Raw genomic sequence first — 25,110 nt, forward strand, 5'->3', positions numbered from 1 at the left:
CAGCCGATGTGCAACCAAGTCGGCGCAACCGGATCCTACCGTCCATGATCAAGCAATTCATCACCACTTGTGCGCTGGCCTGCTGCGCTGCCATGGCCCACGCCGACGGCCTGCAAGACCTCGAGAAGTTTCTGCGTGAAGTCAACAGCGGTAAAGCGAACTTCACCCAGGTCGTGACTTCACCCAGGCGCGCGAGCGACAACGTGGCGCGCAGCAAGACCTCCAGCGGCACATTCGAATTTCTTCGGCCTGACCGCTTTCGCTTTGTCTACGCCAAGCCCTTCGAGCAGACCATCGTGGCGGATGGACAGACGCTGTGGCTTCACGATGTCGACCTGAATCAGGTCACCTCGCGCGCACAGAAAGATGCCCTGGGCAGCACACCTGCGGCCTTGATTGCCGCCGGCGCCGATCTCAAGGGGCTTTCCGATGCATTCGAGTTGAAGTCTGCAGCTGCACGCGACGGCCTGGCGTGGCTTGAAGCCCGTCCGAAGGACCGCAACGGCCAGTTGCAGATGGTGCGTGTGGGTTTTCGCCAAGGACAGCTCGCTGTGCTGGACATCGAGGACAGCCTGGGCCAACGCTCGGTGCTCACGTTCAACAACTGGCAGGCCAATGCGCCGCTGAAGTTGGGTGACTTCAAGTTCCAGCCGCCCCCAGGTGCTGCGGTCGTCAAGCCCTGATCGTCCCCCCGTGCCGATCGCCAGCAATCACATGCCCCTGGCCGAGCGCCTGCGCCCGCGTACGCTGGCCGAAGTGATCGGGCAGCGGCACATGCTGGGTGAAGGCATGGCACTTCGCCTCGCCTTCGAATCGGGCCAGCCGCACAGCTGCATTCTGTGGGGCCCCCCAGGCGTGGGGAAGACCACCATCGCGCGCCTGATGGCCAATGCCTTCGACGCCCAGTTCCTCACCATCAGCGCCGTGCTGGGCGGCGTGAAGGACATCCGCGAAGCCGTGGAGCGAGCCGAGGCAGCGCGCAGCGGTTTGACACCTCAGCGGACGATTCTGTTTGTCGACGAGGTGCACCGGTTCAACAAGAGCCAGCAGGACGCCTTCCTGCCGCATGTGGAAAGCGGTCTGTTCACCTTCATCGGGGCGACTACCGAAAACCCTTCGTTCGAAGTCAATTCGGCGCTTCTGTCGCGCGCGGCGGTCTATGTGCTGCAGCCCTTGTCCGAGGATGATCTGCGGGAGATCGTGGCCAAGGCCCAGGCCATTGACGCGGTTCCTGCCATCGAGGCTGCAGCCATCGATCGACTCATTTCCTATGCCGACGGTGACGCCCGTCGCCTGCTCAACACACTGGAGACCCTGGCTGTGGCCGCGGACCGGGAACAGTTGACCGAGGTGAGCGATGCCTGGCTGCTCAAGGTTCTCGGCGAGCGCATGCGGCGCTATGACAAGGGTGGAGAACAGTTCTACGACACCATCAGCGCATTGCACAAGAGCGTGCGCGGCTCGGACCCGGACGCATCGCTGTACTGGTTCGTGCGCATGCTCGATGGTGGGGCCGATCCGCGGTACATGGCGCGGCGCCTCATCCGGATGGCGAGCGAGGACATTGGCCTGGCCGATCCGCGGGCGCTGCGCCTGGCGCTGGATGCGGCCGAGGTTTACGAACGCCTGGGCAGCCCCGAGGGCGAACTTGCCCTTGCCGAGTGCGTGGTGTACCTTGCCGTGGCACCGAAATCCAACGCAGTCTACAAGGCGTTCAACCAGGCCAAGGCCTTCGTGAAAAAGGACGGCACGAGACCCGTGCCCATGCACCTGCGCAATGCGCCCACCAGGCTCATGAAGTCGCTGGATTACGGGAAGGGCTATCGCTACGCCCATGATGAAGAGGGTGGTTTTGCCGCCGGGGAAAGTTACCTGCCCGACGGGATGGCCAACCCCGACTTCTACCGACCAGTCGAGCGTGGGCTGGAGTTGCGCATTGCCGATAAGTTGCGCGAACTAAAAAAACTGAACAATCAAAAAAACTAATGTGTCGGCAATCGCACTGATGTGGGAACCCGTCGGGGTATTTTGATCAGGGTAAACCCGCGCCCGCTAAGGGCTTACACGCATTCGGCCCTCAAAACGCCTCATTACAATCCGTCCACCAACCCGCAGTCTGTCCTGTTTCAAGGTCATGTCTGGCGGGTTTTTTGCTAGGTTGAAACGGGCCAGCGCCACAAGCGACCTGCGGCCTGTCACACACACGGAGAATCTTTCATGGAAGTTTTGCTACAGCAGATCATCAACGGTCTGGTGCTGGGCAGCATGTATGCACTCGTCGCACTTGGATACACCATGGTGTACGGCATCATCGGCCTGATCAACTTTGCACACGGTGATGTGCTGATGGTCGGGGCCCTGACCAGTTGGACCGTCATCGGATGGATGATGAATGCATCCACCGGATTGCCGACCTGGGCGGTCCTTTTCCTCGCCACGGTGATTGCGATGGTGGTCTGCGCCACACTGAATTTCTCGATCGAGAAGCTCGCCTACAGGCCCCTGCGAAACTCGAACCGGTTGGCACCGCTGATCACTGCGATCGGGATGTCGCTGCTGCTTCAGACGTTCGCGATGATCATCTGGGCACCCAATCCCAAGTCCTACCCCTCGATGCTCTCGCGCGCGCCGATCGAAGTGGCAGGCGCGGTCGTCTCGGTGACGCAGGTGGTCATCCTGGCCACCACCGCGGTCACGCTGGCTTTTCTCATGTGGCTCGTCAACCGCACCAATCTGGGTCGCGCCATGCGCGCCACTGCCGAAAACCCGCGCGTGGCCGCGCTCATGGGCATCAAGCCCGACACGGTCATCTCCGCTACCTTCATCATCGGTGCCATGCTGGCCGCCATCGCTGGCGTGATGTGGGCTTCCAACTATGGCACTGTGCAGCACGCCATGGGTTTCATGCCCGGCCTCAAGGCGTTCGTGGCGGCCGTCATGGGTGGCATTGGCAACCTCGCCGGTGCCGTTGTCGGGGGCATTGCCCTGGGTCTGATCGAGTCGCTGGGCGCCGGCTACCTCGGCAAGCTCACCGGTGGTGTGCTGGGCAGCCAGTACACCGACATCTTCGCGTTCATCGTTCTCGCCATCGTTCTCACGCTGCGTCCGTCGGGCCTGCTGGGTGAACGTGTCGCCGACCGAGCCTGACAGTCCGGGAGAAACCACATGATGAACACCAAGACTGGCAAGCTGATCGCTTTCCTCATTGCAGCCGTGGCTCTGCTGCTGCTGCCCATCATCCTGCAATCCACCGGCAGCAATTCCTGGGTGCGCATTGTCGACATCGCCCTGCTGTATGTCCTGCTGGCTCTCGGCCTGAACATCGTGGTCGGCTACGCCGGCCTCCTTGATCTGGGTTACATCGCCTTCTTCGCGGTGGGCGCCTATGTGTTTGCCTTGCTCGGCTCGCCTCACCTGGCCGACACCTTTCCGGCCATCAAGGCCATGTTCCCCAATGGCCTGCACTACAGCATCTGGTGGGTGATGATTCTTGCGGCGGTGATCGCCGGCATCGTCGGCATGATCCTCGGCGCTCCAACGCTCAAGCTGCGCGGTGACTACCTGGCCATCATCACGCTGGGCTTCGGTGAAATCATCCGTATCTTCCTGCTCAACATGGACCGTCCGGTGAACATCACCAACGGCCCCAAGGGCATCAGCCAGATCGACTCCATCTCCGTCTTCGGGCTGGACCTCGGCAAGCGTTTGACCATCGGTGACTACACCTTTCAGCCGGTCACGCTGTACTACTACCTGTTCCTGTTCTTCGTGGTGCTGGCCATCGTTCTCTCCTACCGTCTGCAGGACTCGCGCATTGGCCGTGCATGGATGGCGATTCGCGAGGACGAGATTGCCGCCAAGGCCATGGGCTTGAACACGCGCAACCTCAAGTTGCTGGCCTTCGGCATGGGAGCCTCGTTTGGTGGTGTCTCCGGCGTGCTGTTCGCCTCTTTCCAGCGATTCGTGTCCCCTGAGTCGTTCTCACTGATGGAGTCGGTGATGGTGGTGGCCATGGTGGTGCTCGGTGGCATCGGTCACATCCCGGGCGTGGTGCTCGGTGCGCTGCTGCTGGCAGGTCTGCCCGAGGTGCTGCGTCACGTGGCACATCCTTTGACGGAATTGACGGGTGGTCGCCTGGGCCCAGAGATCCTGCGCCAGTTGCTCATCGCACTGGCCATGGTGGTCGTGATGCTGCTTCGTCCGCGGGGCTTGTGGCCTGCGCCCGAGCACGGCAAGTCCCTATCCAAGTAAGCGGAGCATTCAGATGAGCGACATGATTCTCAAAGTGGCGAATGTCTCCAAGCGCTTTGGTGGCCTGCAGGCCCTGAGTGATGTGGGCATTGAAATCCAGCGTGGTCAGGTCTATGGCCTGATCGGTCCCAATGGTGCTGGCAAGACGACGTTCTTCAACGTGCTGACCGGCTTGTACACCCCCGACAGTGGGTCTTTCGAACTCGCGGGCAAGCCCTACACCCCCACGGCTGTGCATGAGGTGGCCAAGGCTGGCATCGCGCGAACGTTCCAGAACATCCGGTTGTTCGCTGAGATGACCGCGCTGGAAAACGTCATGGTCGGGCGCCACGTTCGCACGCACTCGGGCCTGATCGGTGCAGTGTTGCGCACGCCTGGCTTCAAGCGTGAGGAGAAGGAGATCACGGACCGCGCCCGAGAGTTGCTGGCGTACGTGGGCATCGAGAAGTTTGCCGATTACAAGTCGCGCACGTTGAGCTATGGTGACCAGCGCCGACTGGAGATTGCGCGCGCCCTGGCCACGGACCCGCAGCTGATTGCACTTGACGAGCCGGCCGCAGGCATGAACGCGACTGAAAAAGTTCAGTTGCGTGAGTTGATCGACCGCATCCGCAAGGACAACCGCACGATTCTGCTGATCGAGCACGACGTGAAGCTGGTGATGGGGCTGTGCGACCGCGTAACCGTGCTCGACTACGGCAAGCAGCTCGCTTCAGGCACACCTGCCGATGTGCAGAAGAACCCCAAGGTGATCGAGGCCTACCTCGGTACCGGCGGCCACTGATCAAGGACCGATGCAAATGGCAAACACACTTCTTAAAGTCAGCGGTCTGAAGGTCGCGTATGGCGGTATCAAGGCCGTCAAGGGCATCGATCTCGAAGTTCGCGAAGGCGAGCTGATTTCGCTGATCGGTTCGAACGGTGCAGGCAAAACCACCACGATGAAAGCGGTCACGGGCTCTCTCGCGTACGAAGCAGGCGATGTCGAGTACCTGGGGCAGAGCATCAAGGGCAAGGGTGCCTGGGATCTGGTGAAGCAAGGCTTGGCCATGGTTCCGGAAGGCCGTGGCGTGTTCACGCGCATGACCATCACAGAAAACCTGCAAATGGGCGCCTACATCCGCAAGGACAAGGCCGGCATTGCGCAGGATATCGAGAGGATGTTCGGCATCTTCCCGCGCCTGCGCGAGCGCAAAGACCAGCTGGCCGGCACCATGAGCGGTGGTGAGCAACAGATGCTTGCCATGGCCCGCGCGCTGATGAGCCAACCCAAGGTGCTGTTGCTTGACGAGCCATCGATGGGGCTTTCGCCCATCATGGTGGACAAGATCTTCGAGGTCGTGCGCGATGTGTCGGCCCAGGGGGTGACGATTCTGCTGGTGGAGCAAAATGCCCGCCGCGCCCTGCAGATTGCCGACCGTGGCTATGTCATGGATTCCGGCGAAATCATCATGACCGGCGTGGGCCGCGAGATGCTTGACGACCCCAAGGTGCGCGCCGCCTACCTGGGCGAGTAAGGGCGCCGCACGCATCGCGGGGGGCGTGCTCCCGAAGGGCCGATTCACGCAGGATGACCCGGCGGCAGATCGCATTTCGGGCCCGGGCCAGCCTGAAAACTACAATCATGGGTTGCGCACCTCGGTGCCCAACCCATTTTTCATTCATGACCCAAGCCCAGACCCCCCCCAACGCCGAAACCGGTGCGCCTGCTGCGCAGGACGAAAACCAGCTCATCGCCGAACGCCGCGAGAAGCTCAAAGCCCTGCGCGAGGCCCAGAAGCAGGGGAAAGGTGTGGCATTTCCCAACGACTTCAAACCCGCGAACAAGGCCACAGACCTGTCCCAGCAATGGGGTGAGAGCAGCAAGGAAGCGCTGGAGGCCGCACCGGTGCAGGTGAGCGTGGCAGGGCGCATGATGCTCAAGCGCGTGATGGGCAAGGCCAGTTTCGCCACGTTGCAGGACGCTTCCGGCCGGATCCAGGTCTATGTCAGCAAGGATGCCGTGGGTGAGGACGTGTACGCCGCGTTCAAGCATTGGGACCTTGGCGATATTCTCGGTGTGGAGGGCACGCTGATGCGCACGCGCACTGGCGAGCTTACGATCCAGGCGAGCCAGATCCGCCTGCTGACGAAGAACCTGCGCCCGTTGCCCGACAAGTTCCATGGCATTGCCGACCAGGAGATCAAGTACCGCCAGCGTTACGTGGACCTGATCACGGACGAAGCCGCGCGCCAGCGTTTTGTGACGCGCAGCAAGTCGCTGTCGGCGATTCGCGACTTCATGGTGAGCCATGGCTTCCTGGAGGTCGAGACGCCGATGCTGCACCCGATTCCGGGTGGAGCCAATGCCAAGCCTTTCAAGACCCACCACAACGCGCTCGACCAGGAAATGTTCCTGCGCATCGCGCCCGAGCTCTATCTCAAGCGGCTGCTGGTGGGCGGCTTCGACCGCGTGTTCGAGATCAACCGCAACTTCCGCAACGAAGGCATCAGCGTCCGCCACAACCCAGAGTTCACCATGATGGAGTTCTATGCGGCGTACTGGAACTACCAGGACTTGATGGACTTCAACGAGAAGCTCATCCGTCACGTGGTGCGCCGCCTTCGCGGCGATGAGCCGCTGACCTACCAGGGGCGGCCGGTGGATGTGATGTCGCCGTTCGAGCGGCTGACGATCCGCGAGGCGATCGTCAAGTACACCGAAGCCGGTGACGGCGTGGACGATGCGGCCTGGTTACAGGCGAAGCTGAAGAAGCTGGGCCTGAGCGAGGAAAAACACCAGCTGTCCAGCCGCAGCCTGCCCGCCCTTCAGGTGCTGTATTTCGAGGAGAAGGTCGAGGACAAGCTCTGGAATCCGACCTTCATCATGGACCACCCGACCGAAATCTCGCCGCTGGCGCGCGCCAATGACGCACACCCGGAAGTGACCGAGCGCTTCGAGCTCTACATCACCGGGCGCGAGTTCGGCAACGCGTTCTCCGAACTCAACGATGCGGAGGATCAAGCCGCGCGTTTTCAGGCCCAGGCTTCTGCCAAGGATGGTGGTGACGAGGAGGCGATGTACTACGACGCTGACTACATCCGCGCGCTGGAGTACGGCATGCCGCCGGCTGGTGGCTGCGGCATTGGCATCGACCGCCTCATGATGCTGCTCACCGACAGCCCGAGTATCCGCGACGTGATCCTGTTCCCTGCGCTGCGCCGAGAGGCCTGATCAGAAGTTCAGCTTCAGGATCGCCTTGAGCGGGTCTTTGCGCAGGGCGTCGAGCGCCATGCGCAGCCAGCCCAGGTGGGCCTGCGCGTCCTGTTGCAGTTCCTGCGACATGTCCGGCAACAAGGCCACCACGACCTTGAACTTCAGTGCAGCGCCCACAGGCAACTGCACCGCAGGCCGCAAGCCGCTCGCAACGATGCTGGTGGCAGCGGAAAGGGCCTGTGCCTCTTTGACCGGGCCTTCCATCAACAGCGCCATGGTGCTGTCGTCGATGCGGCTTGCCGTGTCGACATCGCGCGCCACGGAGCGCAGCAGCGAACCGGTGATCACCAAGGCACGGTCCGCCACCTCGCGCCCATGCTGGTCGGCGAACCAGTCGTGGTTGTCCAGGCTGATCAGCAGCAGCGCGCTGCGATGCTGGTAACGCAGCGCGCGCACCAGGCTGTCGTGCAGGCGCAGCATGAAGTTGTGGCGGTTGCTCAGGCCAGTGAGAGGTTCGGTCAGAGCCAGGGCGCGGGCACGGGCCTGTGCCTCGTGCTGCAGCGATGAGCGCTGCAGCAGGCCGTAGAGCAGCAGGGGCGCTTCGAGGGCAGCGGCGATCACCATGCCGTACTGCGAGAGAAAGCCCGAGGAAATGAGATTGAAGTTGCGCATCACGGGGAGCACGCCTGCGATGAGCACCGGCAGCATGCCCAGTGCGACCCAGCGCACCCAGCGGTCCCCCGTGCGCCATGCTGCCCAGAGCAGCGCATAGACCAGCATCAGGTTGACCGCGGCAACGGCGGTCACCGCGGGCAGGGTCCATGCCTTGGGCGCCAGCAGATCCCACAGCGTCAACGCCGACAGCAGGGCGGGTGCCGCCAGGGCCGAGCGGTCCAGCCACCTGCCGATGCGCCTGGGCTGCACGACGTGGCGCACGAACAGCAGGCCACAGACGGCAGTCATCGGCATGAGCACGAACTCCGCCCAACCGTTCCATCGGGCCGAACCTGGCCAGAGGAACTGGCCCGCCACGCCCAGCGATGCCGCCAGGGCCAGTCCCAGCACCGTGATGTAGATGGCGTAGGCGGCGAAGCTGGTATCGCGGAACACCAGCGCATTGGCCAATGCCGTCGCCGTGAGCAGCATCGCCATGCCGAAATACGCACCCAGCAGGAATTGCTGGTGAATGCGCAACTCGCGCAGCGTGTGATGGTTGTGGATCAGCAGGTGGCCTGAGTACGGCACGCGGGCATGTTCGATGCGCAACCAGTACGTCACCACGGCATTGGCACGCGAGTCGAGCGAAAAGACGGGATAGCGGTCTGGGAATGCCCAATCCTCTACCGCGATGCGGTCGCCCGCGTGCTGGGCCCTCCAGGTCCCGTCCGCCTGCCGGTGATACAGACTGATGGCGTCGGTGCCCGAGCGGGCCAGCTCCAGTTCCCAGTGTGCACTGCTGTCGCGAACGTCGACGTCGAAGCGCACCCACATGGCGCCTTTTTCGGGAAGCCGCAGCCGCAAGGTATTGCTGCGCAAGGCGAATGGCAGGGACGCCTGCTGCGCCTCCACCTCCTGCACCGTGAGCTGGCCGGAGGGATCGACCCAGTATGTGCTGCGCTGGTCAAGCGAAATGGTTGCCTGTGTCCCATCGAGCACAACCGTGGGTGCGTTGGTCGCCAGGGCTGTCCGAAGCAGGAAGATCGACAAGAGGAGGAGCACCCACCGGGCAAGCAACAGGCCCGCATGGAGGGCGCCGGGTGGCGCGTAGACATGAGACATCCGGCGATTGTCGCGCACGCAGTGACGTGCCTCCGGTAACAAGGTCCGCTCCTCGACCTGGGCGCTCACGAAAAAGCCCCGGGGCACATGGACCGCCGGGGCTCATTGCAGGAGGGGAGGATCAGGTGTAGTCGGCCAGGGCCTTGCGCATCTTCTTCATGGCCGCCACCTCGATCTGGCGAATACGCTCGGCGCTCACACCGTATTCGGCGGCCAGTTCGTGCAGCGTCATGCCACCGGAACCGTCATCGTTCACCTTGAGCCAGCGCTCACTGACGATGCGGCGCGAACGTTCGTCCAGTTCACTCATGGCGTGTGCCACGCCTTCCGTGGCCAGGGCGTCGCGCTGGGCAGATTCGAGCACTGCCGTGGGCTCGTGGGTGGCGTCGGCCAGGTACGCGATAGGGCCGAAGCTGTCCTCGCCATCGTCGCCGGGTGCGGGGTCCAGCACCACGTCGCCGCCGGAGAGGCGTGTTTCCATCTCACGCACTTCTTCGGGCTTCACATTGAGCTCGCGCGCCACCACGCCGACTTCGCTGTCCGACAGCACTTCGCGGTGGGTGTCACCGTCCAGCGCATCAGCGCGGAAACCCTGCTTGCGGGAACGGAGGTTGAAAAAGAGCTTGCGCTGCGCCTTGGTGGTGGCCAGCTTGACCATGCGCCAGTTCTTCAGGATGTATTCATGGATCTCGGCCTTGATCCAGTGCATGGCATAGCTCACCAGACGCACGCCCTGGTCGGGGTCGAAGCGCTTGACGGCCTTCATCAGGCCGACGTTGCCTTCCTGGATCAGGTCGCCATGGGCAAGGCCATAGCCCAGGTATTGGCGCGAGATCGACACCACCAGGCGAAGGTGAGACATCACCAACTGGCCGGCAGCATCCAGGTCGTTATCGTCGCGCAGGCGCCGGGCGGCCTGCTGCTCCTGTTCCAGCGTGAGCAGGGGCAGGCGGTTGACGGCGGAAATGTAGGCGTCCAGGTTGCCCAGGGGCGGCACCAGCGCCCACGGGTTCGCCACGGCGATCGAGCCGTGGGTGGCGGTGGCAACAGGAGCAAGTGTGTGGGACATGTGAACCCTCCTCAGGTGTCTGCGAAGAATATTAGCACTCTCTGGGATTGAGTGCTAAAGCCAAAGTTCCACGCCCCTGTGGCCACCCGGTTTTCTTTCTTTCCTGGGTGTCTGGCGTCTGAATACGTTCGGAAAACAATGCAAAAGCATTAAAAATGAGCGGGTTGAACCATGGCGACTGCAGGCCACGTGCCGCGCAAGGACAATGCCGGATGCCCATTGCAATCAATTCCGATGAAGTGCTCACCCCGCCCGTGGCTGCCGCCACCGTGATGGTGGTGCGCGACGGCCCTTCCGGTCTGGAGGTGTTGCTGGTTCGCCGGCACGGCAATTCCGGTGTGCTGGGTGGGGTGCATGTTTTTCCGGGCGGCAAACTGGACGCGTCGGATGGACACGCCGACTCCACGGCGGTGGACCGCACGCCCGTGGTCTGCCGCGACGTCCTGCGTGAGCCAACTCTGGAACCCGCCATGGCGCTGGGCCTGCATGTCGCCGCGTTGCGAGAAACCTTCGAGGAATGTGGCCTGCTGCTGGGCCAGCCGGAAGGTGCCGCCCACGTGCAGGCCGTGCGTGCCTTGACGGCCACCGGCACGCCTTTCGCCGACGCTCTGCGCACCCGGGGTTTGCCGATCGCCACAGCCTGCGTGTATCCCTGGTCGCGTTGGGTGACCCCGCGTGTACCTTCCGTGACCAACAAGCGCTTCGATACCCGCTTCTTCGTGGCCCCTGCCCCGGATGGCCAGGCGGTGGAGCACTGTGCGCACGAGGCGACCGAGGCTGTCTGGCTGTCGCCACGGGGCGGGCTGGAGCGCTACTGGGCCGGCGAGATTGATCTGGCGCCACCGCAGATCATGAGCCTGAGCGAACTCAGCCGGCTGGGTAACGTCGCCCAGGTGCTGACAACCGCCCGCAGCCGCCCGCCGTCGCTGATCGAGCCGGAGCCGTTTGACGAGGAGGGGTGCCGCGTGATCTGCTACCCCGGTGATCCGAGGCACAGCCTGTCGGCGAGGGTCTGGCCGGGCCCCACCCGGCTGGTGCACCGGAACCACCGTTTCGAGCCCGAGGGCGGCCTGGCCGCCCTGCTGGGCTGACGACGGTACCGCCAGCGTGCGGCAGCGCGCAGACCTGTGAACCCGGTGCGCCGCACACTCGGTCTCTTCGTCTTGCCGTTGCGGCGGATCGTCCAACACCAACCCGGGAGCCAGCCATGCGCTTGTCCTTGTGGCACCTGATGGGTGCGTCCCTGTTGCTGGCGGGATGTGCCGGCTATGCACCGCCCGCCGACTTCGCCGGTCTGACGGGCGAGCAGATCGAGGCTCGCATGGGGCCGCCGGAGACGAGACGGCAGGTCGAGGGCGGCACCCGGCTGGAGTTTCCCCGAGGGCCGTACGGGCCGCAGACGTGGTTCGTCTACCTCGATGCCGCTGGGCGCGCCGTGCGTGCGGAGCAGGTGCTCAACGAGGCCAACTTCGGCCAGATCCTGCCTGGCATGGACCAGAGTGCGGTGCGCGAAAAGCTCGGGCGGCCGGGCGAAGTGGAGGGGTTGGCGCGCAACCGCGGCTCGGTCTGGAGCTACCGCTACGACAACCCGTTCTGCCGCTGGTTCCAGGTGGAAATCACGCAGGACCAGAAAGTCCGTTCTGCGGGTTACGGCGAGCCGCCGGAGTGCCAGCGCCGGGACCGGTTCCGCTTTCCCTGACGGCGCCGACGGCGTTCAGAGCGTGCCGAAACGGTAGACCGTCGTCGCCGTGTAGGGCCTCCCAGGTGTCACATTGTTCTGCGGTAGCGTGGGGCAGTTCGGGGCATTGGGGAAATGCTGAGGCTCCAGGCAGACGGCGGAACGCGGCCGGTGCCGCACCCCCCATTTGCCCAGATCGGGCTTCTCCGCAGTGCCCAGCTGCCCCGCGGTGTAGACCTGCAACAAGGGCTCGGTGGTCAACACCTCCAGGGTGCGCCCGCTGGCGGCGCTGTGCAGGCGCGCGCAGAGACGCGGACCGGCTTGTTGCTGGGGTTGCAGCACGTAGCTCAAGTCGATGTCGGACAGGTCTCCCAGCCTGCGCGCGGAACGCAGATCGTGCGGATGGCCGTCGAGCGGCACGAGCCCACCCGTGGCGATGCCGTCCGTGCCCGTGGCCAGCACCTCGCCGGAGGCGGGCACCTGCAGCACATGTCCGTCGATGCGCTGGCCCTGGTCCACGCCATCGAGGTTGAAGTAGATGTGGCTGGTGAAGCTGGCCGGCCCGGGCTCGTCGATGGCGGTGGCCGTGTGCTCCAGCACGAGCGCGTTGTCGTCGTCGAGGCGGTAGGTCAGCTGCAGGTCAAGCGTGCCGGGAAAGCCGTCCTCGGCGGTCAGGAAACGGTGCCGCAGCTGCAGCGTTGCGGCATCGGGTTGCGTGGCTTCGAATACGCGGTGGCGTGAGCCGCGCGGGCCGCCGTGGATGCAATGCGACCCGGAGTTGGCCGCAAGGCGGTGCTCGCGGCCATCGAGCGTGAAGCGTGCGCCACCGATGCGGCCGGCGTAGCGGCCGACGAATGCGCCCATGGACGGCGAGCCGGTGATCACATCGGCCAACTGGTCGTAGCCGAGCGCCACGTCGTCCAGTGCCCCGGTGCTGTCCGGCACCAGGATCTGCAGCACCTTCGCACCCAGGCTGGTGATGGCCACCTGCATGCCGCGCGCATTGCGCAGGAAGAAGAGGCGGGCGGGCCGGCCGTCCACGTCGCCCTGGAAGCGCGCGGGGTCGAGGAGGCGGGGGAATGGAAGTGTGCTCATCCCCCTATTGTGGTCGGCCGCGGGTCAGATTCAGTCCAGCTTGATGTCGGCCTGCGCCACGACCGCGCCCCAGCGCTTGCGTTCCCGCTCGAAGAAGGCGTCCTGCTCCGCGGGCTGCATGGTCACCACCTCGGCACCCTGGCCGGTCAGGCGCGCGCGCACATCGGGGCTGCGGATGGCCTTGATCAGTTCGGCGTTGAGGCGCGAGACGATCGCCGCCGGGGTGCCACGGGGCACGACGACGCCCTGCCAGGTGCCCGACTCGAAATCGGTGACACCCTGTTCGGCCAGCGTCGGCACCTCGCCCACCAGTGGCATGCGCGTCTTCTTCGAGATGCCCAGCACCTTCAGCCGTCCGTTCTGGACGTTGGGCAAGGTGGCCAGCATGCCGTTCATGATCACCTGCGTCTGACCGGCCACGGTGTCGGCGACGGCCTGGGAGCCGCCTTTGTAGGGCACGTAGGTCCATTTGGCGCCGGTGGCGCGTTCCACGGCCACGCCGGCCACGTGCGGCGCGCTGCCCACGGCGGTCACGGCGAAGTTCAGCTCGGTGGTCTTGGACAGGGCTACCAGCTCCTTGAGGGTGTTGGCCTTCACCGATGGATGCACCGCCAACATGTGTGGCGAGTACGCCAGCATGGTCACGCCGCGCAGATCCTTGCTCGGGTCGAAGTTGAGTTTGGTGTAGACCGAGGGGCTGATTGCCAGGGCGCCCACGTCGCACAGAAGCAGGGTGTGGCCGTCGGGGGCGGACTTGGCGACCAGGTCGGCGCCCAGGTTGCCGTTGGCGCCGGCGCGGTTCTCCACAACGACCGTCTGACCCAGGCTGTCCGACAGCGGCTGGCTGATCGAGCGCGCGATGATGTCCGACGAACCGCCCGGCGGGTACGGCACGATGATCTTCACCAGCTTGTTCGGAAAGGTCTGTGCGTAGGCGGGCAGGCCAATGGTGGCGATGGCGGCGGACGAAGCCAGCAGCTGTCTGCGGTTGATGGACATGTGGTCTCTCCTTGAATGTTTATTTGACGAGGCTGGGCAGCCAGAGTGAGAACGCAGGAACGTAGGTGACCAGCATCAGGCAGATGCCCAGCGCGCCGTAGAACGGTGCGATGGTGCGCATCACCTGGCCGACCGAGATGCCGCCGATCGCGCAGCCCACGAACTGGACCGATCCCACGGGTGGCGTGTTGAGACCCAGGGCGCAGTTGATCAGCATCACGATGCCGAACTGCGTCGGGTCCATGCCGAACTGCATCGCGATCGGCATGAAGATCGGCGTGCAGATCAGGATGGTGGCGGCCATGTCGAGAAAGGTGCCGAGGATGAACAGCAGCAGGTTGATCATGAGAAAGATCACCCAGGGCTTTTCAGAGACAGACTTCATCAGCTCGCCGGTGAGCTGCGGTACCTCATACAGCGCCATGAAATAGCCGAAGGCCGACGAGATGCCGATCAGCAGCAGCACGACCCCCGTGGTCTTGCACGCCTTGGCGCAGGCCTTGAGGAAGTTGTGCCACGACAGCGTGCGGTACACCAGCACGGTGATGGCCAGCGCCCACGCCACCGCAATGGACGCGGACTCGGTGGCGGTGAACGCACCCGAGAGAATGCCCGCGAGAATGATCACGATCACCAGCAGGCCGGGCAGCGCGGCCCCGAAGGATCGGAACACCTCGCCCCAGCCGGGGAACCTGCCATGGGTCGGATAGCCGCGCTTCACCGCGACGTAGTAGGCCGCGCCCAGGTTGCACAGCGTGAGGATCAAAGCCGGAATGAGCCCGGCCAGGATCAGGCTGAGGATGCTCACCGACGCGATGCCCGAGGTGGCCAGCGTGAAGATGATCATGTTGTGCGAGGTCGGCATGATCGCGCCGACCAGCGCGGCGTGGGTCGTGACGTTGACCGCGTAGTCGGCGTCGTAGCCCTCCTTCTTCATCAGCGGGATCATCACCGAGCCGATGGCCGATACGTCCGCCAGCGGCGAACCCGCCACGCCACCGAACAGCGTGCAGCCCACCACGTTGCTCATGCCCAGGCCGCCACGCACGTGGCCCACCAGGCTGTTGGCGAAGCGCACGATGCGGTCGGCGATGCCGCCATACAACATCAGCTCGCCCGCGAACACGAAGAATGGAATGGCGAGGAAGCTGAACACCTGCATGCCGCCGACCATCTTCTGGAACACCACCGCCACGGGCAGGCCGGCGACGATGATGGTGGCGATCGACGACAGTCCGATGGCGAAGGCCACCGGCACGCCCAGAATCAGCAGGAGCGTGAAGCTCAGTCCGAGAACGGTCAGTTCCATGCGGGCTCCACGAGCGTGCCGCGGACCAGCGCGACGATGTGTTCGATCGAGAACAGCACGATGAGCACACCGGCGATCACGATCGGCAGGTAGTCGATGCCGTCGGGCACGGGCAGCATCGGCTTCTTCTCACTCCACTTGGCGCTCATCCACATCCAGCCGCTCTGCGCCATCATCGCGCCGAAGATCGCCACCAGGGTGTGGATCACGTACTCGATGCGCCGCTGCCAGCGAATGGGCAGCAGGCTCACCAGCGATTCCAGGCCGATGTGGCCCGCATCGCGCACGCCCACGGCGAGGCCGAAGGCGGTGACGAACAGCACCAGCAGCATGGCCAGCGCTTCCGCCCAGGTGGGCGTGTCGTTGAAAACGTAGCGGCCGATCACCTGCCATTGCACGCACAGCACGACGGCGATCAACCCGATCACGGCCAGCATCAGGCACAGCTTGGACAAGCCGGCACACAGTTTGGTGAACATGAGAGACCTTGCTGCCCTGCCCGCGGCAGCGGGCGAGGGCTGGGGTGGAATGGGCAGGGCTTACTTGGTGTCCTGGATCGTCTTGACCAGGCGCTTCATGTCGGGCGTGGTCATGAACTTGTCGTAGACCGGGCCCATGACGGCCTGGAACGACTTCTTGTCCACCTCGACGATCTCTGCGCCGGCGGCCTTCACATTCGCGAGCGACTTGGCCTCCTGCTCGTCCCACTTCTGGCGTTCAAACGCGACCGATTCCTTGGCGGCGGCACGGATCATGTCCTGCTCGGCTTTGGGCAGCTTGTCGTAGACCACCTTGGACATCACCAGGATCTCGGGGGCCATCGAATGCTCGGTTTTCGAGTAGATCTTCACGGCTTCCACGTGCTTGGCAGTGTCGAACGAAGGGATGTTGTTCTCCGCGGCATCGATCAGTCCGGTCTTGAGTCCGGTGTACACCTCGCCGTAGGGCATGGGCGTCGCATTGGCGCCCATCGCGCTGACGAGCGCGACCCACAGGTCGGACTGCTGCACGCGGATCTTCAGGCCCTTGGCATCGGCCACGGTCTTGATCGGCTTCTTGGCGTAGATGGATCGCGCGCCGCTGTCATAGAACGCCAGGCCGATGAAGCCGGCCGACTCGCAGCTCTTGAGGATCTCGTCGCCCACCGGGCCGTCCAGCGTCTTGCGCATGTGCGCGATCGAGCTGAAGAGGAAGGGCATGGTGGGCACCTGCGTGAGCGGGCAGATGGCGTTCATCGGACCCACGTTCACGCGCGTGAAGTCCAGCGCGCCGATCTTCACCTGGTCAATGGTCTCCTTCTCGCTGCCCAGGGCCTGCTTGTTGAACACCTTGATCTTGTGCTTGCCGCCGCTCTTCTTCTCCAGCAGCTCGCTCATGTACTTCACGGCCGCGACAGTGGGGTAGTCGTCCGCGTTGTGCGTGTCGGCCGAGCGGAACTCGGTGGCCTGCGCCGCGAAGGCGGCACAGGCGGCCACGAGGGTCATTAGGGATTTGATGTGCATGTCGTCCTCAGCGCTTTCGGTTGGTGGTTGAAAACAGAAGGGGGCTTGTGGCCTCTTGTCGGAATGCAGGAATCAGGTCAATGCGCAGTGCGGTTCGGGCAGCCCCCGCACACCGGGGCGCAGCGCGAACACGCCACCGGCCAGCGGCTGGTCGGCGAGGTCGCCACCCGGGCGGATGGAGGTGACGAACAGGGTGTCAAGGCCGCTGCCACCGAAGGCGCACATCGCGGGTTTCTTCACCGGTACGGGGAGTGAAAGGTCCAGCCGGCCGTCGGGTGTGAAGCGATGCACCAGGCCCGCGTCGTTGCCGCAGATCCAGTAGCCACCGTCAATATCCACCGCCGCGCCGTCGGGTCGGCCGGGCAGGGGTTTCATGTCGATGAACACGCGGGGCTCGCCCGGCGTGCCGGTGTCGGTGTCGTACTCGAACGCCCAGATGGTCTGCACGTCGGGGTGCGAGTCCGACAGGTACATCGTCCGGCCATCGGGGCTGAAGGCCATGCCGTTGGGCGTGATGAATCCGTTGCGCTGTGCGCGCAGCACACCGTCGTCGAGGGCATAGAGGCTGCCCGCCGGTGCGGCGAGCGCCATGTCCATCACCATGGTGCCGGCGCGCAGCCGACCCTGGCGGTCGCAGCGGCCATCGTTGAAGCGCATGCCGGGCTGGGGGTGCTGCACGCCGGCCAGTGGCTCATGGGTCATCGAGCCGTCGTCGTGCGGTGTGAGCACCGCCACACCCGTTTCCATCGCCGCCACCCAGCGGCCATGGGGCGTGGTCTCGCTGCCCGCAGCCAGGGCGATGCAGCCCGTCATCTCCGGTGTGGCCCAGACGCGCGAGCGGCCCGTGCCCGTATTCCAGCACCAGAGCAGGCGGCCGGGGATATCGACCCAGAACAGGCAGCCGCGCTGCGCGTCCCACACGGGGCTTTCGCCCACGCCATTGCGGGCGTCGAGCACCAGGTCGGCTGTGGTGGTCATGGTGCGGGGTGGCGTGCCGTTCAGAACGGACCAGCCTTGACGAAGGCGCCGCCCTGGTAGATGGCCGCCGGGTCGTTCAGGTCGGGGGCACTGGTGCGCGCGAAGACCGCTTCGCGGAACACGTCCGAGCTGTCGCGCGGTACGTAGCCGATGTGCCGCGCACGGCTGTTGTCCCACCAGGTCACGGCGTTGTCCGACATGCCGAACACGATGGTGTGGCCCAGCACCGGCGTGCTCAGGCAGGCACCGATGAGGCGGTGCAGGTCGTCAAAGCTCAGCCAGGTGGCGAGCATGCGGCGGTCTTTCGGTTCGACGAACGACGAGCCGATGCGCACGCAGGCGGTCTCGATGCCGTGGCGATCGAAATAGAGGCGCGCGAGGTCTTCGCCAAACGCCTTGCTCAAGCCGTAGAAACCGTCGGGGCGGGGCGGGTGTTCCGCATGGATCGTCTCGCTCTGCTTGTAGAAGCCGGTGACGTGGTTCGAACTCGCGAACACGATGCGCTTGACGCCATGCCGCCGTGCCGCTTCGTACAGGTGGTACACCCCCAGGATGTTGGCCTGCAGGATCGCGCCGAACGGCGCCTCCACCGAGATGCCGCCCATGTGCACGATGGCATCGCAACCCTCGACCATGGCATCGACCTCTTCCGCGCTGGACAGGTCGGCCTGCACGATTTCTTCATCCGCCCCCGCCTCCCCGAGGTCGGCCGTGTCGGACAGGCGCAGCACCGTGCAGTTGCCCTTGAGGCGATCGCGCAGGGCCGTTCCCAGGCCGCCGGCAGCGCCGGTGAGCAGCAACCGGTGGTGGGTGTTGATGGGTGAGTCCATGGTGTGCGGCTTGTCTCGAAAGGCTTGGAGTTTCGCGAGCGGTTTGCTACAGTCCGGCCATCTTGTTGTCTGTTGTCGGTTGTCAGACAACTTGGGCGGATTGTGTGAACGCCACAATGGCGTGTCAAGGAAAAAACAATGCTCCCCGTGAAAACCCTAGGTGACGAGACAACGCCACTGGTCATGCCGCCCACGCGCCCGCGCCGGCAGCGCGGCCTGGTGCCTGAAATCGTCGACACGCTGGCCGCCGACGTGCGCGAAGGCCGCCTGCAGACCGGTGACAAGCTGCCCACCGAATCCGAACTGATGGCGCGCTTCGAGGTGAGCCGCACCGTGGTGCGCGAAGCCATTTCGCGCCTGCAGGCCTCAGGCCTGGTGGAAACGCGCCATGGCATCGGCACCTTCGTGATGGCGCCCCCCGAACAAAACAACTTCCGCGTCGCGCCCGAAGACTTTGCCACCGTGGCCGATGTGATCTCGCTGCTGGAGTTGCGCATCAGCCTGGAGAGCGAGGCCGCGAGCCTGGCCGCGCAACGCAGGGACGACAGCCACCTGCAGAACATGGCCGCCGCACTCGCCGCCTTCGAAGCCTCCATCGCCGAGTCGTCCGACGCCGTCCCGTCCGACTTCCAGTTCCACATGGAAGTGGCGCGGGCCACCGGCAACCGGCATTTCGCGGACCTCATGACCTACCTGGGCACCATGATCATTCCTCGCACGCGGATCAACACCGCGAGCAGCGAACCCGAAGGGCTGCCGGCCTACCTTCGGCGTGTGCATGGTGAGCACCAGAACATCTACAACGCGATCCGGTTGCGCGATGCCGAGGCCGCCCGCAAGGCGATGCGCACGCACCTCTCCAACAGCCGTGAGCGCCTGCGCCGGGCCCAGGTGTGACAGAAAGCTCTCCCTGCGCCGCTGCGTGGCTTCTCCCTCTCAGGCGCGCCTTTGGCGCGGGGAGGGGGACGGCATCTGGGGCCGGCTTCAGCCGCTCGCGCCCTGATGCGTGGGGAGCGACGTTTCCGGCACCGACGAATTGACCAGGAAGAACTTGGCCACCATCTCCTTGGTGATTTCCACGGCCCGCTTCATGCTCATGTCGATGTGCTCGGTGATGCACTCCAGCGCGGCGTCCTTCTTGCGGTCCTGCATCAGTTGCAGGATTTCGAAGTGGGCGTCGAACGCCTTGGCGTTCCAGGCCGACTGCTGGATGTCGATGTGGCGCGCGATGTGGATGCGCCGCGTGACGACCTCCATGAACGCACTCAGTTCCTTGTTCCGGGCCAGAGCGACCATGCGCCGGTGGAACTCCTCATCGGCCAGCAGGAAGTCGTCGGAAGACATTTCGGCCGCGCGGGACATGACCTCGGCCCAGTACTGCCGCACCGCTTCGATCTCCGCGTCGCTGGCGCGCTGCAGCGCCAGGAAGATCGCTCGTCGCTCCAGTGCGATGCGCACCTGATAGAGATCGAACACCTCGTCGACGCTGATGTTCTTGCGGAAGAACCCCTTGTTCATCACGAAGTCCAGCAGGCCTTCGGCCACCAGCCGGTTCAAGGCCTCGCGCAGCGGCGCGCGGCTCACGCCGAATTCGCGCCCCAACGCCTGCTCATTGATCCGGGTGCCCGGCCGGAATTCGTAGCGCATCGCCCGGTCCCGCAGGTCCAGGTAGAGGCGCTCCACGGAACTCTCGTCCCGTGTCTGCGGGATGTGCTGGGGGGCGGCGCGTCGGCGGGCAGCGGAGGTGGCCATAGGAATGGGCGTAGGGACTAGAAAAGGCTGGCTTGGACTTCTCCGGGAAGAACCTTCAAGACCCTTCCCGTTTTGTCACAACAAGTGTAGACAGTTGCTGCCCCGTGGATGTTACACCTTGTGCGGTGGTCACTTGCGCACGCCTCCGGTCCGCAAGCGGCGGAGGGTCACGCCACTGCGCGTGCGCGCGCATCTGAAAACGCCTCGCGCGCATCGGCGATGAGGGCCGACTGGGTGAAGAAATCCTCGAGCCCGTGGGCACACGCCGTGCCGGCCGGCACCAGTGGCGCGCGCAGCCGGTTCTCGCACAGGCCCATGAGGCTGGCAAGGTACTTCACCGGAATCGGGTTGCTCTCGGTGAAGAGCGCCTGCGACAGTTCGAAGAGGTCCGCAACCAGCGTGCGCGACTGCGCGAGCCGCCCGCCCGCAATGGCACTGCATTGCGCCTGCACGGCAGCGGGCACCACGTTGGCCGTGACGGAGATGATGCCGTGGGCCCCCAGCGCGAGCACCGCCGCGCCGGTCAGATCGTCGCCGCTGTAGCGCACGAAGCTTTCGGGCAACGCGGCCGACAGTTGCTGCGCGCGCACGAGATCGCCGGACGCATCCTTGATGCCCCGGATATTCGGGTGTTGCGCCAACCGCCGCACGGTGGACACGCTGAAGTCCACCACCGTGCGGCCCGACACGCTGTAGAGCACCAGTGGCAACGGCGTCGCATCGGCCTGTTCGCTGAAGTGGCGGTACAGCCCTTCCTGCGTGGGCTTGTTGTAGTACGGCACCACGCTGAGCAGCGAGTGCGCGCCCGCCTGCTGCGCCATGCGCGCGAGGTGCACGGCTTCGGCGGTCGAGTTCGCGCCCACGCCCGCCATGATGTGGATGCGGCCAGCCGCGTGTTCCACCGAACGCGCCAGCAGCTCGGCGTGCTCGTCCATGCTCAAGGTGGACGATTCGCCCGTTGTTCCCGCCACCACCAGGCCGCGCGTGCCGCTGCGCACATGCCAGTCGATGAGGCGTTCGAGCGCGGGCCAGTCGATGCCGCCGCTGGCGCCGAAGGGTGTGAGGATCGCGACCAGGCTGCCATGTGGCAGCGAAGAGATAGGGCTAGGGTTCATGAAGGTGGCCTGGGTTTATTGCGGTGCGGCGACCAAAGAGGCAACCCCCACCAGAGGCAGCAAGGGTCCGGCTCCGCCGGCCCGAGCTGCCGTCCCCCCCTCGAAGCGCCGAAGGCGCGCCACGGAGGGGGGAAGCCGCGCAGCGGCGCAGGGGGGTGTCCACCTCAATGCGGCCGGCCGCCCAGGTACAGCTCGCGCATTTCCGGGCTGTTCATGAGCACCCTGGCCTTGTTCTCGAGTGCGACGGTGCCGATCGACAGCACATAGGCGCGGTCCGAGATGCGCAGGGCCTCCATCGCGTTCTGCTCCACCATCAGCACCGAAATGCCTTCCTTGTCGCGCGTGGCGGAGATGGCTTCGAACACCTCGGCGAGCGTCTTGGGCGACAAGCCGGCGGAGGGCTCGTCGAGCAGCAGCACGCGTGGGCGCGGCATCAGCGCGCGGGCCAGCGACAGCACCTGCCGTTCACCGCCCGATAGCGATGCGGCCGGTGCGCCCAGCTTGCGCGCGAGCACCGGGTAGGTCGTGCACAGCTCATCGATGCGTTGCGCGCAGTCCGCCTTCGACATGAACTGACCGCCGAGCGCGAGGTTCTCCCATGTGGTCAGCGATCCGAAGACGTTGTCGGTCTGCGGCACGAATCCGAGCGTGCCGCTGCGCACCTTGCGGTGCACGGGGATCTGGCCGACGTCTTCGTCGCGGATGTGGATGCTGCCGCGTCGCGGTCGCAGGAACCCCGCGACGGTCTTGAGCAGCGTGGACTTGCCGCAACCGTTGGGCCCCAGGATGCAGACGATCTCGCGCGGCGCCACGGTCAGCGAGATGCCGCGCAGGATGTCGACTTCAGCGCTGTAGCCGGCCACCACGTCGCGGACATCGATGTCCTTTTCCGATCTTTCGTTCATGTTGTGTACCCTGGCGCCGCGTGGCTGGCGTTCGATGAGTGGGAGAGCGTCTTGTGCGGGTGCCATCACGCGGCCTTCATCTGTGCCGCGTCGGCGGCGGCGCGGCCCAGGTACGCCTCGATGACCTGGGGATGCGAAGACAGCTCTTCGGGCTTGCAGTCGGCCACGATCTGGCCACGGTCCAGCACCACGCAGCGGGTGCACACCTCGCGCACGAAATGCATGTCGTGCTCGACGATGAGCTGCGAAATGCCCTGGCCCCGAAGGCGTTGCAAGGTCTGCACGATGTCGCGGCGCAGGTTGGGGTGCACGCCGGCGGTGGGCTCATCGAGCATCAGCAGCTTGGGCCGCGCCATCAGCGCGCAGGCAATGCTCAGCAGCTTCTTCTGGCCGCCCGAGATCGCCGAGGCCGCCAGGTGCTTCACCGGGGTCAGCAGCAGGGCGTCCAGCAACTGGTTGGCCTGTTGCAGCGCTTCGGCCTCGGCCTCGCGCACGGCGCGTGGCCTGAGCAGGGTGGACCACACGCCGTGCAGGCGTGTGTCGGCTGCCAGTGTCACCTCGAGCACGCTCATGCGGCTGGGCATCGAGGGCAGCTGAAAGGTCCTGGCCATGCCGTGTTGCACGATGCGGTGTGCGGGCAGGCGCGAGATGTCCTCGCCTTGGAAGCGCACCTCGCCCGAGTCGGAGCGGGCGAAGCCGGACGCCACGTTGAGCAGCGTGCTCTTGCCGGAGCCGTTCGGGCCCAGCAGGCCGACGATCTCGCCCGGCATCACGTTGAGCGAGGCGCCTTGCAGCACCACGTTGCCGCCAAAGGCCTTGTGGATGTTCTGGATATCGAGCAGCGTGTGCATCACAGCTTCCTCAGGGTTTCGGGGAGAAGGCCGTCCTTGCGCCAGAGCAGGCAGGCCAGCAGCAGGCAGCCGATGAGGCCGAGGCGCACGGCACCGGCCACATCGGAGCCAATGCCGAGAAAGTCCCGTGCGAACGGCACCGAGATGTAGATGCCTTGCACCAACAGCGCGCCGATCACGACCCCGGCCACGTTGCCGAGGCCGCCGATCATCACCATCGTCCAGATCATGAAGGTCTCGGAAGCGAGCATGAAGTCCGGTCCGACGTAGCTCACGTAGTGGCCGAGGAAGGCACCCGCCACGGCGGCCATCATGGCCGAGGTGACCGTGGCGCGCGATTTCAGGCCCACCAGGTCGTAGCCCATGCTCGTGGCCAGGGATGGCTCTTCGCGCATGAGCCGCAACGAACGGCCGAAGCGGCCCGCGCCCAGCCGGCTCGTGAGGGCTGCAGCCGCAAGCAGGGTCACCAGCACCGTGGCCATGAAAGCCCAGCGCGAAGCCGACGAGCTCATCGAACTCCACATGGACGGGATGCCGCTGATGCCCTGGGCACCACCGGTCAGCCAGTCCTCGTTCAGCGCGAACGTGCGCACGATCTCGGCCACGGCCAGGGTGGCGATGCCCCAGTAGTCCGCGCCCAGGTTGCGGCCCAGCCGCGAGACGAAGAAACCCAGCGCGGCGGCCACCGCCAGGCCCAGCATCCAGCCGATGGCGGGATGCCATTGCATCTGGTGCGCGATGCCGACCGCGTAGGCCCCCACGCCCACAAAGGCGATGTGGCCCAGGTTGAGCAACCCGGCGTAACCCGCCTGGATATTGAGCGAGACGGCGATGAGGGCGTAGATGGCCGTCACGGTGACGGCATGCAGCAGGAAATCAGACACGGCGCACCTCCCGGTCGAACAGGCCGTAGGGTTTGAAGATCAGCGCCACCAGCAGGAAGATGAAGGACGCCGCGCCGATGTACGTCACCGGCAGGAAGGCGAGGGGCTGACCCACCAGCCAGCCGAAGTTCATGTTGGTCACCGAGGTCTCGGCGATGGCGATGAGCAAGGCGCCGGCCACCGCACCCAACGGGCTGCCCAGCCCACCGAGAATGGCCGCTGCGAACACCGGCAACAGCAGGTCGGTGCCGAGGTTGACGTGTACGTCGCTGGTCATCGCGAGCATGGTGCCGCCCACGGCCGCCAGCGCGCCGCTGACGAAACTGATCTGGTTGGTGATGGCCGCGGCGTTGATGCCGGTGGCTTCGGCCAGTGCGCGGTTGGACGCCAGCGCGCGCATCGAACGGCCGACCGAGGTGCGGTAGAGCACGAAGGTGAACACGGCCAGCACCGCGACGGCCACCGCGATCGAGTAAGCCTGCGCATGAGAGACGCGGGCACCCGCGATCACCAGCGGCGCGACGATGTCGAATTCAAAACGCTGGGGACGCGATCCGGCGATGCCCAGCACCAGGGCCACGATCACCATCGACACGGCGAGGGACCCGATCATCGCGATGGCTGGGCCCGAGCGCAGGAGCCGGCGGAACACCAGCGTGTTGAGAAAGACAGCCAGCACACCCGTGAGAAGGCATGAGACCACCATGGCAACGGCAAAAGGCAGGCCCATGCGTTGCCCTGTCAGTGTCAGAAAGGCACCGATGACGGCGTACTGCACGTGCGCCACGTTGGGAAACTTGACCAGGGCATAGACCGCACTCAGCCCCACGGCGACCAGGGCAAGGTCAGCCGTGCGGATGAGCACGTCCAGGAAGAACTGAAACATGGGCGGGCCTCATGAGGAAGGGCAGGGCGCG

25 protein-coding genes are annotated in these 25,110 nt (G+C 65.0%); 10 read left to right on the forward strand and 15 right to left on the reverse strand.

Annotated elements, in window-relative coordinates:
- Positions 1-47 precede the first annotated feature (47 nt).
- The 7 genes from lolA to lysS all read left to right on the forward strand — a co-directional run bounded on the left by lolA (position 48) and on the right by lysS (position 7,465).
- Positions 48-683: an outer membrane lipoprotein periplasmic chaperone LolA gene (gene lolA / locus J2X09_RS14130; RefSeq protein ID WP_374726507.1), complete on the forward strand. Its 636-nt coding sequence runs from the start codon at positions 48-50 to the stop codon at positions 681-683.
- 31 nt (positions 684-714) lie between these two features.
- A complete protein-coding gene (locus tag J2X09_RS14135) occupies positions 715-1,986 on the forward strand; it encodes a replication-associated recombination protein A (RefSeq protein WP_204734016.1) in 1,272 nt (423 codons plus the stop codon).
- Between the two features lie 231 nt (positions 1,987-2,217).
- The gene (locus tag J2X09_RS14140) at positions 2,218-3,147 is read left to right on the forward strand and encodes a branched-chain amino acid ABC transporter permease (RefSeq protein WP_204734015.1); all 930 of its coding nucleotides are present in this window, start codon (positions 2,218-2,220) and stop codon (positions 3,145-3,147) included.
- 18 nt (positions 3,148-3,165) lie between these two features.
- The gene (locus tag J2X09_RS14145) at positions 3,166-4,251 is read left to right on the forward strand and encodes a branched-chain amino acid ABC transporter permease (RefSeq protein WP_204734014.1); all 1,086 of its coding nucleotides are present in this window, start codon (positions 3,166-3,168) and stop codon (positions 4,249-4,251) included.
- 13 nt (positions 4,252-4,264) lie between these two features.
- Complete coding sequence (locus tag J2X09_RS14150; RefSeq protein ID WP_204734013.1) at positions 4,265-5,035, forward strand: ABC transporter ATP-binding protein; 771 nt, start codon at positions 4,265-4,267, stop codon at positions 5,033-5,035.
- 16 nt (positions 5,036-5,051) lie between these two features.
- Positions 5,052-5,768, forward strand: a complete 717-nt coding sequence (locus J2X09_RS14155) for an ABC transporter ATP-binding protein (RefSeq protein ID WP_204734012.1) — start codon at positions 5,052-5,054, stop codon at positions 5,766-5,768.
- Positions 5,769-5,914: 146 nt separating this feature from the next.
- On the forward strand, positions 5,915-7,465 hold the full coding sequence (lysS, locus tag J2X09_RS14160; RefSeq protein WP_204734011.1) for a lysine--tRNA ligase: 1,551 nt from the start codon (positions 5,915-5,917) through the stop codon (positions 7,463-7,465).
- Here lysS and J2X09_RS14165 read toward each other — a convergent pair whose 3' ends face one another.
- Positions 7,466-9,226 (reverse strand): 7TM diverse intracellular signaling domain-containing protein, encoded by a 1,761-nt coding sequence (locus tag J2X09_RS14165; RefSeq protein ID WP_204734010.1) that lies wholly within the window; start codon positions 9,224-9,226, stop codon positions 7,466-7,468.
- Between the two features lie 121 nt (positions 9,227-9,347).
- Positions 9,348-10,295: an RNA polymerase sigma factor RpoH gene (rpoH, locus tag J2X09_RS14170; RefSeq protein WP_204734009.1), complete on the reverse strand. Its 948-nt coding sequence runs from the start codon at positions 10,293-10,295 to the stop codon at positions 9,348-9,350.
- Between the two features lie 212 nt (positions 10,296-10,507).
- On the opposite strand from rpoH, the gene J2X09_RS14175 reads away from it, so the two are divergent.
- Positions 10,508-11,386: an NUDIX hydrolase gene (locus J2X09_RS14175; RefSeq protein ID WP_204734008.1), complete on the forward strand. Its 879-nt coding sequence runs from the start codon at positions 10,508-10,510 to the stop codon at positions 11,384-11,386.
- Between the two features lie 116 nt (positions 11,387-11,502).
- Positions 11,503-11,994 carry a hypothetical protein gene (locus J2X09_RS14180; RefSeq protein ID WP_204734007.1) on the forward strand — a complete coding sequence of 164 codons (492 nt, stop codon included), beginning with the start codon at positions 11,503-11,505 and terminating at the stop codon, positions 11,992-11,994.
- Between the two features lie 15 nt (positions 11,995-12,009).
- Here the strand turns inward: J2X09_RS14180 and J2X09_RS14185 are convergent, their stop codons facing one another.
- The 7 genes from J2X09_RS14185 to J2X09_RS14215 all read right to left on the reverse strand — a co-directional run bounded on the left by J2X09_RS14185 (position 12,010) and on the right by J2X09_RS14215 (position 18,686).
- Positions 12,010-13,068, reverse strand: coding sequence for an aldose epimerase family protein (locus J2X09_RS14185; protein WP_204734006.1), 1,059 nt, complete (start codon positions 13,066-13,068; stop codon positions 12,010-12,012).
- 30 nt (positions 13,069-13,098) lie between these two features.
- A complete protein-coding gene (locus J2X09_RS14190) occupies positions 13,099-14,067 on the reverse strand; it encodes a Bug family tripartite tricarboxylate transporter substrate binding protein (RefSeq protein ID WP_204734005.1) in 969 nt (322 codons plus the stop codon).
- A gap of 19 nt (positions 14,068-14,086) precedes the next feature.
- The gene (locus J2X09_RS14195; protein ID WP_204734004.1) at positions 14,087-15,376 is read right to left on the reverse strand and encodes a TRAP transporter large permease; all 1,290 of its coding nucleotides are present in this window, start codon (positions 15,374-15,376) and stop codon (positions 14,087-14,089) included.
- On the reverse strand, positions 15,367-15,855 hold the full coding sequence (locus J2X09_RS14200; RefSeq protein WP_204734003.1) for a TRAP transporter small permease: 489 nt from the start codon (positions 15,853-15,855) through the stop codon (positions 15,367-15,369). Before J2X09_RS14200 ends, J2X09_RS14195 begins: the two co-directional genes overlap by 10 nt.
- Before the next feature lie 60 nt (positions 15,856-15,915).
- Entirely contained in the window at positions 15,916-16,878 is a 963-nt protein-coding gene (locus J2X09_RS14205; RefSeq protein WP_204734002.1) for a TRAP transporter substrate-binding protein, read from the reverse strand.
- A gap of 72 nt (positions 16,879-16,950) precedes the next feature.
- Positions 16,951-17,856 (reverse strand): SMP-30/gluconolactonase/LRE family protein, encoded by a 906-nt coding sequence (locus J2X09_RS14210; protein ID WP_204734001.1) that lies wholly within the window; start codon positions 17,854-17,856, stop codon positions 16,951-16,953.
- Between the two features lie 20 nt (positions 17,857-17,876).
- On the reverse strand, positions 17,877-18,686 hold the full coding sequence (locus tag J2X09_RS14215) for an NAD-dependent epimerase/dehydratase family protein (protein WP_204734000.1): 810 nt from the start codon (positions 18,684-18,686) through the stop codon (positions 17,877-17,879).
- 138 nt (positions 18,687-18,824) lie between these two features.
- Between J2X09_RS14215 and J2X09_RS14220 the strand changes: the two genes are divergently transcribed.
- The gene (locus J2X09_RS14220) at positions 18,825-19,583 is read left to right on the forward strand and encodes a FadR/GntR family transcriptional regulator (protein ID WP_204733999.1); all 759 of its coding nucleotides are present in this window, start codon (positions 18,825-18,827) and stop codon (positions 19,581-19,583) included.
- Between the two features lie 87 nt (positions 19,584-19,670).
- Here the strand turns inward: J2X09_RS14220 and J2X09_RS14225 are convergent, their stop codons facing one another.
- The 6 genes from J2X09_RS14225 to J2X09_RS14250 form a co-directional block, all read right to left on the reverse strand.
- Positions 19,671-20,438 (reverse strand): GntR family transcriptional regulator, encoded by a 768-nt coding sequence (locus tag J2X09_RS14225; RefSeq protein ID WP_204733998.1) that lies wholly within the window; start codon positions 20,436-20,438, stop codon positions 19,671-19,673.
- Positions 20,439-20,605: 167 nt separating this feature from the next.
- Positions 20,606-21,553 (reverse strand): 4-hydroxy-tetrahydrodipicolinate synthase, encoded by a 948-nt coding sequence (gene dapA / locus J2X09_RS14230; protein WP_204733997.1) that lies wholly within the window; start codon positions 21,551-21,553, stop codon positions 20,606-20,608.
- A 164-nt stretch (positions 21,554-21,717) separates the two neighbouring features.
- On the reverse strand, positions 21,718-22,458 hold the full coding sequence (locus J2X09_RS14235) for an ABC transporter ATP-binding protein (protein WP_204733996.1): 741 nt from the start codon (positions 22,456-22,458) through the stop codon (positions 21,718-21,720).
- A 65-nt stretch (positions 22,459-22,523) separates the two neighbouring features.
- Complete coding sequence (locus J2X09_RS14240; protein WP_204733995.1) at positions 22,524-23,309, reverse strand: ABC transporter ATP-binding protein; 786 nt, start codon at positions 23,307-23,309, stop codon at positions 22,524-22,526.
- Complete coding sequence (locus J2X09_RS14245; protein WP_204733994.1) at positions 23,309-24,193, reverse strand: branched-chain amino acid ABC transporter permease; 885 nt, start codon at positions 24,191-24,193, stop codon at positions 23,309-23,311. The genes J2X09_RS14240 and J2X09_RS14245 overlap by 1 nt, the downstream gene beginning before the upstream one ends.
- Positions 24,186-25,079, reverse strand: a complete 894-nt coding sequence (locus tag J2X09_RS14250) for a branched-chain amino acid ABC transporter permease (protein ID WP_204733993.1) — start codon at positions 25,077-25,079, stop codon at positions 24,186-24,188. Before J2X09_RS14250 ends, J2X09_RS14245 begins: the two co-directional genes overlap by 8 nt.
- Between the last annotated feature and the right edge of the window lie 31 nt (positions 25,080-25,110).

This window comes from Hydrogenophaga laconesensis (assembly GCF_031457235.1).
Lineage (GTDB): Bacteria > Pseudomonadota > Gammaproteobacteria > Burkholderiales > Burkholderiaceae_C > Hydrogenophaga > Hydrogenophaga laconesensis.

Bases quoted from the DNA above. Each gene is read 5' to 3' on its own strand.
- J2X09_RS14185 (WP_204734006.1), bottom strand. From the start codon at position 13,068: ATGAGCACACTTCCATTCCCCCGCCTCCTCGACCCCGCGCGCTTCCAG.
- J2X09_RS14140 (WP_204734015.1), top strand. From the start codon at position 2,218: ATGGAAGTTTTGCTACAGCAGATCATCAACGGTCTGGTGCTGGGCAGC.
- J2X09_RS14175 (WP_204734008.1), top strand. From the start codon at position 10,508: ATGCCCATTGCAATCAATTCCGATGAAGTGCTCACCCCGCCCGTGGCT.
- J2X09_RS14135 (WP_204734016.1), top strand. From the start codon at position 715: ATGCCCCTGGCCGAGCGCCTGCGCCCGCGTACGCTGGCCGAAGTGATC.
- dapA (WP_204733997.1), bottom strand. From the start codon at position 21,553: ATGAACCCTAGCCCTATCTCTTCGCTGCCACATGGCAGCCTGGTCGCG.
- J2X09_RS14205 (WP_204734002.1), bottom strand. From the start codon at position 16,878: ATGCACATCAAATCCCTAATGACCCTCGTGGCCGCCTGTGCCGCCTTC.
- J2X09_RS14165 (WP_204734010.1), bottom strand. From the start codon at position 9,226: ATGTCTCATGTCTACGCGCCACCCGGCGCCCTCCATGCGGGCCTGTTG.
- J2X09_RS14215 (WP_204734000.1), bottom strand. From the start codon at position 18,686: ATGGACTCACCCATCAACACCCACCACCGGTTGCTGCTCACCGGCGCT.
- rpoH (WP_204734009.1), bottom strand. From the start codon at position 10,295: ATGTCCCACACACTTGCTCCTGTTGCCACCGCCACCCACGGCTCGATC.
- J2X09_RS14155 (WP_204734012.1), top strand. From the start codon at position 5,052: ATGGCAAACACACTTCTTAAAGTCAGCGGTCTGAAGGTCGCGTATGGC.
- J2X09_RS14150 (WP_204734013.1), top strand. From the start codon at position 4,265: ATGAGCGACATGATTCTCAAAGTGGCGAATGTCTCCAAGCGCTTTGGT.
- J2X09_RS14220 (WP_204733999.1), top strand. From the start codon at position 18,825: ATGCTCCCCGTGAAAACCCTAGGTGACGAGACAACGCCACTGGTCATG.
- J2X09_RS14145 (WP_204734014.1), top strand. From the start codon at position 3,166: ATGATGAACACCAAGACTGGCAAGCTGATCGCTTTCCTCATTGCAGCC.
- J2X09_RS14180 (WP_204734007.1), top strand. From the start codon at position 11,503: ATGCGCTTGTCCTTGTGGCACCTGATGGGTGCGTCCCTGTTGCTGGCG.
- J2X09_RS14250 (WP_204733993.1), bottom strand. From the start codon at position 25,079: ATGTTTCAGTTCTTCCTGGACGTGCTCATCCGCACGGCTGACCTTGCC.
- J2X09_RS14195 (WP_204734004.1), bottom strand. From the start codon at position 15,376: ATGGAACTGACCGTTCTCGGACTGAGCTTCACGCTCCTGCTGATTCTG.
- J2X09_RS14225 (WP_204733998.1), bottom strand. From the start codon at position 20,438: ATGGCCACCTCCGCTGCCCGCCGACGCGCCGCCCCCCAGCACATCCCG.
- J2X09_RS14190 (WP_204734005.1), bottom strand. From the start codon at position 14,067: ATGTCCATCAACCGCAGACAGCTGCTGGCTTCGTCCGCCGCCATCGCC.
- J2X09_RS14240 (WP_204733995.1), bottom strand. From the start codon at position 23,309: ATGCACACGCTGCTCGATATCCAGAACATCCACAAGGCCTTTGGCGGC.
- lysS (WP_204734011.1), top strand. From the start codon at position 5,915: ATGACCCAAGCCCAGACCCCCCCCAACGCCGAAACCGGTGCGCCTGCT.
- J2X09_RS14235 (WP_204733996.1), bottom strand. From the start codon at position 22,458: ATGAACGAAAGATCGGAAAAGGACATCGATGTCCGCGACGTGGTGGCC.
- J2X09_RS14200 (WP_204734003.1), bottom strand. From the start codon at position 15,855: ATGTTCACCAAACTGTGTGCCGGCTTGTCCAAGCTGTGCCTGATGCTG.
- J2X09_RS14210 (WP_204734001.1), bottom strand. From the start codon at position 17,856: ATGACCACCACAGCCGACCTGGTGCTCGACGCCCGCAATGGCGTGGGC.